The sequence below is a fragment of the Pseudomonas sp. Root401 genome (assembly GCF_001425105.1).
Taxonomy (GTDB): domain Bacteria; phylum Pseudomonadota; class Gammaproteobacteria; order Pseudomonadales; family Pseudomonadaceae; genus Aquipseudomonas; species Aquipseudomonas brassicacearum.
Genome location: NZ_LMDO01000032.1, coordinates 40,634 through 47,016, shown reverse-complemented (window position 1 = coordinate 47,016; position 6,383 = coordinate 40,634). Strand labels below are relative to the sequence as shown.

7 protein-coding genes are annotated in these 6,383 nt (G+C 58.4%); 2 read left to right on the top strand and 5 right to left on the bottom strand.

The features are described 5' to 3' along the window. Positions 1-368: 368 nt before the first annotated feature. Positions 369-914, top strand: a complete 546-nt coding sequence (locus ASC85_RS21235) for an NADAR family protein (RefSeq protein ID WP_057451181.1) — start codon at positions 369-371, stop codon at positions 912-914. Positions 915-943: 29 nt separating this feature from the next. Here ASC85_RS21235 and ASC85_RS21230 read toward each other — a convergent pair whose 3' ends face one another. Continuing rightward, the gene (locus tag ASC85_RS21230) at positions 944-1,630 is read right to left on the bottom strand and encodes an HD domain-containing protein (RefSeq protein ID WP_057451180.1); all 687 of its coding nucleotides are present in this window, start codon (positions 1,628-1,630) and stop codon (positions 944-946) included. Between the two features lie 119 nt (positions 1,631-1,749). Beyond that, positions 1,750-3,210 (bottom strand): L-lactate permease, encoded by a 1,461-nt coding sequence (locus ASC85_RS21225; protein WP_057451179.1) that lies wholly within the window; start codon positions 3,208-3,210, stop codon positions 1,750-1,752. 132 nt (positions 3,211-3,342) lie between these two features. Between ASC85_RS21225 and ASC85_RS21220 the strand changes: the two genes are divergently transcribed. Next, positions 3,343-3,843, top strand: a complete 501-nt coding sequence (locus ASC85_RS21220; RefSeq protein WP_057451178.1) for an Lrp/AsnC family transcriptional regulator — start codon at positions 3,343-3,345, stop codon at positions 3,841-3,843. A 1-nt stretch (position 3,844) separates the two neighbouring features. Here ASC85_RS21220 and ASC85_RS21215 read toward each other — a convergent pair whose 3' ends face one another. From ASC85_RS21215 to ASC85_RS21205, 3 genes are all read right to left on the bottom strand, one after another. Then, positions 3,845-4,894 carry an alpha/beta hydrolase family protein gene (locus ASC85_RS21215; protein WP_057451177.1) on the bottom strand — a complete coding sequence of 350 codons (1,050 nt, stop codon included), beginning with the start codon at positions 4,892-4,894 and terminating at the stop codon, positions 3,845-3,847. A 98-nt stretch (positions 4,895-4,992) separates the two neighbouring features. Then, positions 4,993-5,670: a phytanoyl-CoA dioxygenase family protein gene (locus ASC85_RS21210; RefSeq protein WP_057451176.1), complete on the bottom strand. Its 678-nt coding sequence runs from the start codon at positions 5,668-5,670 to the stop codon at positions 4,993-4,995. Between the two features lie 205 nt (positions 5,671-5,875). Continuing rightward, positions 5,876-6,154 carry a hypothetical protein gene (locus ASC85_RS21205; protein WP_057451175.1) on the bottom strand — a complete coding sequence of 93 codons (279 nt, stop codon included), beginning with the start codon at positions 6,152-6,154 and terminating at the stop codon, positions 5,876-5,878. Positions 6,155-6,383: the final 229 nt, after the last annotated feature.

The following is a 6,383-nucleotide window of genomic DNA, read 5'->3' as shown; positions in this document are numbered from 1 at the left end:
TACGTTCGCGTGAATAGTACGTCACAACCTGTCTCTTTCCGCCCTCGGTGTGCTTTTGGGGGTAAATCCGGAGAGGCGACAACTATCCTGACACCGGGGGAGCATTACGGGCGTTCTTAGCTTTTTTAAAGACTGCGGATTTTGGCGATGCTTCCAGATAAAGCCGGCCTTCATCTGGAAGCAGAAAAATAGGTAAGGACGACCTGTTGATTCGAGCAGAATTATCTTGACTGTCTTGCCTGAGGCTTCAGGCAACAATGTTAATTTTCGATAGGCTATGAGCGATGCAAGTGGAAACTATAGCCACGAAGCGGCCTTGGTCAGCACAGTAGCTGTAACTTCGATCTTCAGTTAGCAAGGATATCTCATTGAACGACTCTGAACATGTGAAAGAACTGTGCGCCCGTTTCAACTCTGGAGAACATCTGAAATTTACGTTTTTCTGGGGGCACCAGCGCAACAAAATTGCCGTTACGGCTTCGTGCTTCAGCCAATGGTTCGAGGCCGGGTTCATTGTCGAGGGGCAACATTACCCGACAGCCGAACACTTCATGATGGCCGAGAAAGCGGCCTTGTTCGACGATCAGGAAATTCGTGCGCAGGTGCTTCACGCCCCTACACCTAATGCCGCCAAAGCACTTGGCCGCAACGTGCGCGGATTCGATGATCAGGTTTGGCTGCAACACCGATACGACATCGTCGTTCGAGCGAACCAGGCCAAATTCTCTCAGAATCCGCAGTTGAACGAATATCTTCTACAAACCGGTTCGAGCGTTATTGTCGAAGCCAGCCCGGTTGATAACATCTGGGGTATAGGGCTCGCACAGCACAACGCGGATGCGAACAATCCGAATCTGTGGAAAGGCTTGAATCTGCTGGGATTTGCGCTGATGCAGGTGCGGGACGGGGAGTAAGTTATCCCTTCGCCGCTTGAATCCAGTCCTCAGTCGAGACGCTCGATGGCGCGTGCAAGATTTGCGCGTGCCTGCCGCTCGAATGCGTCGAAGTACGCTGCGGTCGTATAGATCCGCCCGCGCGCCAGGAATCCCTCCAGGACCTGACGCCGCTTTTGGCGGTACACAGGCAGAGGCACAAACTGATACTCGCTTCGAATTTGCTGGTCATACTCCTCGAACCGTTCGAACGACGCGCCAAGGATCGCCAGATCCGTGTCCACCAACACCGCTTCGTCTGCCGACGCCGGGTCGCCGTCGTGTCGCGTCACCATGATCAGGTCGTAGAGCCTGCGTCGCATTTCATCGCCCAGGCCGCTATCACGTGCCACGTCGTCCAACCATTGCGCACTGCGCAGCTCGTTGTCGCTGCGAAGGGGGTCGTAGATCGCGTCATGGAACCACAGCGCGAGGTCGATTTCGGCGGGGGCCTGGCAGGCAGCGTTGACGAATCGGCGCACTTGAAGACATTCCTTCAGGTGCTGGAGGTTGTGGTAGGTGCGGTGCGGCTCGCAGTAGTGTCGAATGAGTTCTTCGTACGTCTCTCGTGACGCGCATCCGACGCCAAGCTCCGCCCAGACGCGAGCCCAGGCGTCGAAACCCGTGACGTCAGCTGCGTCGAGGTCGCCCTGTGGGCTGGCCGGGAATAGACCGTTCTCTTCTGGCGAACCCGTCATCGTTTCTCCTGCGCTTCAAAAATGAAAAAGTGAAGAAGGGCCGCAACCCGATTTATGGTGGTTATTACAGTCGCTAAGTCGCACGTTGCTCATTGGGGTGCCCATCTGCCAATACCCCGCTATCCAAACCATCCACTCAGCAACGCCGCGCCCAACGCGACTAACGCGGTATTGAGACAGACCAGCGTGAAGCCAAACCTTACCAGTTCGCCTTCCTCCTTGGCCTGGGTCTTGGCAAGTCCCAGGATCAGCATGACCACCGACAGCGAGCCCAGAGCTGCATGCCCTGCCGAGCTGTTCTGGACGGCAGCCAACAACAGGCGAGAGGATTCGGGCAGCATCGCGATGGCCGGCATGAAGATCGCGTTGCCGCCAACATTCGACCCCGTCATGTAGCCTGACAGCGCGCCAAACAGGGCCACCAGCGACGTCGCGGCGGCGGGCGACAGGCCCGCCAGCATTTGCATCAAACCCGCGAGGAAGCCGGCCTTCACCATCATTTGCGACATCGCGAGGAAGAAGAAAATGGTCAACAGTGGTCGCTTCGCCCGCGCCACCAGCGCAGCAGGCATGCTGACGTCGAGTGCTGTCTGGCGTTGTGTGTGGCGCGTGTGAAACCCTAGCCCGATCAGCACCAGAACCAGTGCCAGGCCGGGTGAGGCGAGTGGCTTCCAGGTGACCTGGGCGCCCTGTACAACCCAGTGATCCTGCCAGGAGGTGATCGCCCACACCATCTTCAACGCGACTATGCAGACAATCAGCATCAGATACGGCCATGCCTGACGCGGCCATTGCACCGCACCGCGCTCGCTATCGTTACGGTGCAGGCGCCACAGCCCAGCAGAGAGTACCGCTGCGGCCGTCACCAGGCCCGCGGCCACGCCGGCCACTTCCGGCCCCAGCCACCGACTGGCACCGTAAAGCACGCCCACAAACAGCAGCCAAAACGCGCCCAACGCCCTCCATTCCAGCGAGTCACGAACGCCTGCAAGAAATAGCGCGATTGCACTGAGGGCCAAAAAAACCGGTGCGCTGGTCAGTGCCGAGGTCGATGCCAGCGCGGTTGCGTCCAGGTGAACCAACGACGCACCAATGACCGATGCCAGGCCCAGCGTTCCCCAGGGCATGATTGCCATGCCGGTCAGTGCTATTCGTAGCGCGACCCGACGTTCGAAGAGACTGAGCAGCAGGGGCACCGTGGCGATCAACGACACGCCGAAGCCGGTCATCGCTTCGAGCAACGGTGCCAGTCCAAGAACGATAAACACTACTTGATCGCCGCGTCCAAGCCCCAGTGACTGCACCCATTGGCTAAGCGCCAGGTTGACGCCCATGCGCTCGATGAAAATCACGAAGACCAGACCTGGAACAATCACGGAAGCCGTACTTGCAAACAGCACGGCCGTATCTTGAGCGGCGGCCACCATGCTGCCTAGGCGCCATGCGTCTGCAGCGCCGGCGAGCCAGAGCACCAAGACTAATGCAGTGCCTGCAATGGCGGCGTGCATAGGGGGCCGGCGCAGCACGACAAGCATGGCTGTAACTAACAGGACAGGGGAAAGATGGAACAGTGCGAGCATGCCAATAATATCCTGTGTGTGTTCCCGACTAAGGCTGCGTACGCAGACTGCTGGCAAGATAATATTTCTCTTGGCTAGATAAAGGGGCGCGGTTTTCTGTTAGTTTTCGAGAAAATTTCTCACAGGCTTACCATGGCAAAAAACGATGCTGCACTTGAATCGTTGGACAAATTCGACCGTGCCATCCTGGACCTCGTCCAGCGCGACAACACGATGCCGCTGCGCCTCATGGCCGAGCAGGTCAATCTTTCCACGGCCGCCGTTCAGCGCCGCATCAAGCGGATGGAAGCGGGGGGCGTCATCACGGGCAACGTAGCCATCGTGGATCCCACCGCCGTAGGGCGGCCGATCACGATCATTGTGGAAGTGATGGCAGAGCGCACCAGCATCGAGGCACTGGAGGCGATGAAGGCACACTTCGCGGTGCCCGAAGTTCAGCAGTGCTACTACGTCACCGGCGAAGTGGATTTCGTCCTGGTATTAACCGTTGCCAGCATGAACGAATACCAGGCGTTGGCGCGGCGATTGTTTGCCGAAAATTCCAACGTTACCTGGTTCAAGACAATCGTTGCGCTGGACCGGGTGAAAGTCGGGCTTAATGTGCCGAGCATGCCTGTGGGGATCGTCATCTAGCCTACTTCTCAAGCTCTGCAGGTGGTTGCGCCAGAAACTCCGCGATCAGCGATGCAACCTGCTGCTGAATCACTCCACGAGCACGACCGCCATCACCATCCCGACAAATGATCCCATCCCCCGGTACATCCTCTTCGAGCATCCCCTCCGCACCAGTTTTGCACATCGACATAAAGCTGAAATGGCTCGCGTCTTTGATCTCAACGTAACGGCTTGATGCTTGGGGTAGACGTTTTGCCAGGTTGGCAGATTCCAACTCGGCGGGAAGCTCTCGCGACGGTACACCGGCAGCGATCACCAAGGCAGGGACAGGCAGCGCGACCAAGCTTTTATCGGTCATGCCCCGTGAAAGGCCGAGGTCCAATGTCACCACCGCCGTGACACGTTTATCGCGCCAATCGGCGGCCAGTTCGGCCTTTGATTCAGCGGTGCTGGCGGGGTTCATCTGTTCGTAAACGGTGCAGCTGGCTAGCTGCGGGTGGGTTTTGCAGTCTTGGGCGAAGCGCTCTGGGTCGAAGCGCGCGCCGGCGATTTCCAGGGCGGTCCAGCCGCCGAGTGAATGGCCCACGGCTGCAATTCGGCCATTGGCGACCCGGCCAAATTTTTCAGGTTGAGTCGTGACCGCATCAATGGCTCGACGCAGGTCAACGGGCCTCTGCCATAACTGCGCCGCTGCTTGCGGGCTGCGGTCATGGGTGGTGCTGCCGGGGTGGTTGATGGCGGCGACGATGTAACCCTTCTGGGCCAAGGAACTGGCCAGCCAGATCTGGTTGCTCCAGTTGCCCCGGTAGCCGTGGGAGAGCACTACCAATGGATGTTCGCCGGCAGTGGGCTGCGCGTTACGCACGGCAGCGGCGCCGACAAACACCGCGTTATCGGCGATCAGTTGCGCGGTTTCGGTGGTTGCGCTGGGGTACCAAACGACCATCTCCAGTGCGCGGCCATTGTGCGGATCCGGCAGGATGGAAGTTTGGAAACCGACGGGGTTTTCGCTAGCAAATGCAGTGGTCGTCAGGCAAGCCAACAATAGGGCGCCGAAAGCTGTTTTCAATGTCGTTTCTTCCTTGATTAGACGAATAGGGTGTCGATAAGCACGGGCATTAAAGCTCAGATTCGAACCGTTGCGCATAACTTTTATCGACTAAAAACCTAGCCTCCGAAAGCAAACTCCGAGGGGGCGAAGCGGTCGCTGGTGTCCATACGAATATTGCGCAGCGCCACGGTTTCCAGGTGTGACGCGTAGAGCGACTCAGAGAAATAGCTGATCAGAATGGAACGACGGCGTGCGCCGATCACGTTCAGGCTGCCCGCGTGTACCAGGTCGACATCGAACACCAGGATGTCACCGGCAGAGCCTGAAAGCTGTACGGCGCGTGACTCGTCATTGAAGTCGAAGGGTGGGGCGCCCGGCTCAGGTCGATGGCTGCCGGGGACGATCCGTGTCGCGCCGTTCTCGGGGCCGTAATCGTCGAAAAAAGCCAGGGCGATGGCGATGTCGCCTGGCCGTTGGGCCGACAAGTCGCGGTGCAATTGTTGGTGGCCGTTACCCGCCAGGGGCTCGCGCCCTTCCACTTGGGAGAGGAAGAATCGCTCGCCGATCAACTCACCTGCCACCGACAGTAGCTGGGGTAGACGACATACGGCTTGAATCTTTGAATCATCGTCCAGCATCGAATAACGCCAGTCCATGCCGCGGGGCACTGGCCATTGGTCCGACGGCCGCACACCTGCATCGAACACGGCACGAAGGTCGGCCAGCCACTCGGTCGGGATCGTTTGACGGAGCAGGGCGTAGCCGTCTTGGTGGAGTTGTTTGCGGTCAGGCATGGTTTTTTTGACTTCCTTGTGCGGACCTTTGGAAGGCTAGTATGCAAACCAAAAGTGGGACTACCGTAATGCTACTCCCGCAAGAAAAACGATGGACCGTGGCGAGGGAGCTTGCTCCCGCTTGAGTGCGAAGCGCTCACAAAAGGGGCCGCTGCGCAGCCCAGCGGGAGCGAGCTCCCTCGCCACAGGTTGTCGGTTGGCAGGCTTATAGAGTGGAACCTGCCGGTGCCGCATCCAATCGTCGTGCAATCACATCCATCACATCGCACCCATCACGCAGTGGGATGCAGCAAAGCTGCGCCAGATCTTGCAAGGTCGCGGGGTCGATGGTCTGTCCATCGCGCATCGCCAAATTCTCCAGGAACTGGGTAGCGGCACGGATTCGGTAGGAGGCTGAGTCGAGCAGGATGTGTAGTGGGGCGGTGGTATCGACGTAAAAGGGTTGATCGTCGGCGTTGCTGGTAAGGCCCATATATCGGTTCATAAGTAAGCTCCACTGGATAGTTTTGCCCACTGCGGGTCGCCAAACCCGGTCGCCATCTGGGCGACGGCAAAACTATAGACGCCCCCACAAAAACGACGCAATAGATGGATAGGCAGGCCAATTCCCAACGATATGTAGGACCTTTCTGTAGCCCCACCCCCCATTTTCGCCTTTCATCCCCCATTTGCCCCTCGACGCATCCCACAATCCAATCGCGCATTCCCACCCG

Excerpts from the sequence above, each read along its gene's own strand:
- ASC85_RS21230 (WP_057451180.1), bottom strand. The coding sequence starts at position 1,630 with ATGACGGGTTCGCCAGAAGAGAACGGTCTATTCCCGGCCAGCCCACAG.
- ASC85_RS21220 (WP_057451178.1), top strand. The coding sequence starts at position 3,343 with ATGGCAAAAAACGATGCTGCACTTGAATCGTTGGACAAATTCGACCGT.
- ASC85_RS21210 (WP_057451176.1), bottom strand. The coding sequence starts at position 5,670 with ATGCCTGACCGCAAACAACTCCACCAAGACGGCTACGCCCTGCTCCGT.
- ASC85_RS21205 (WP_057451175.1), bottom strand. The coding sequence starts at position 6,154 with ATGAACCGATATATGGGCCTTACCAGCAACGCCGACGATCAACCCTTT.
- ASC85_RS21225 (WP_057451179.1), bottom strand. The coding sequence starts at position 3,210 with ATGCTCGCACTGTTCCATCTTTCCCCTGTCCTGTTAGTTACAGCCATG.